1 protein-coding gene is annotated in these 884 nt (G+C 79.9%); it reads left to right on the forward strand.

The window, feature by feature from the left end; translation table 11 throughout:
* On the forward strand, positions 1-884 hold an 884-nt coding region (locus ABD317_RS37350; protein ID WP_486389040.1), incomplete at both ends, for a TCP-1/cpn60 chaperonin family protein.

Below are 884 nucleotides of genomic sequence, written 5' to 3' on the forward strand. Positions count from 1 at the left end.
GCGGCCGCCGCGCACCTGACCGGCACCGCCCGCCCCCTGGCCGGCGGCTCCGCCGACGGCGGGCGGGACACCGCGAAGGTGGCCGCCGCGGCGGCCCGCGACCCCGAGGTGGGCGAGCTGGTCGCCCGCGCCTTCGCCAAGGCCGGCCGGAACGCGGCGGTCTCCGTGCAGGAGGCGCATGTGGCGGGCGTGGAGCTGGAGTTCGCGGACGGGCTGCGGCTGGACCGCGGCTTCCTCAGCCCGCTCATGATGACCCACCCCGAGCAGGGCACGGCGGTGCTGGAGGACCCGTACGTCCTGCTGCACCACGGGCGGATCGCCGGGCCCGGCGACCTGCTGCCGGTCATGGAGCGGGTCGCGGCCACCGGCCGCCCGCTGCTGGTCGTCGCCGACTCCGTGCAGCAGGACGCGCTCGCCGCGCTGGTCGCCAACCGGCTGCGCGGCACCCTGCTCGCCGCGGCCGTCCCCGCGCCCGCGCTCGGCGCGCGGCGGCTGGCGCACCTGGAGGACCTGGCGGCGCTGACGGGGGCGGAGGTGGTGCTGCCGGAGAAGGGCATGCTGCTGAGCCGCACGGAGCTGCCGTCGCTGGGGCGGGCCGAGCGGGTGGTCGTGACCCGGCGTACGACGACGGTGACGCGGGCGCCGGAGGCCGGGGCGCACGTCGCCGCGGCGGTCGCGCGGCGGGTGGCGCACCTGGAGCACGCCCTGGCCGGGGCGGAGTCCGACTTCGACCGGGAGGTGCTGGAGCTGCGGCTGGCCCGGCTGACGGGCGGCGTGGCGGTGCTGCGGGTCGGCGGCGCCAAGGACCCGGAGCGCGCGGAGCACCGGGAGGGCGTCGCCGGTGCGGTCGCCGCCGTACGGGCGGCGATCGCGGCGGGCGTCGC

It is taken from the genome of Streptomyces synnematoformans, from assembly GCF_039531005.1.
Taxonomy (GTDB): domain Bacteria; phylum Actinomycetota; class Actinomycetes; order Streptomycetales; family Streptomycetaceae; genus Streptomyces; species Streptomyces synnematoformans.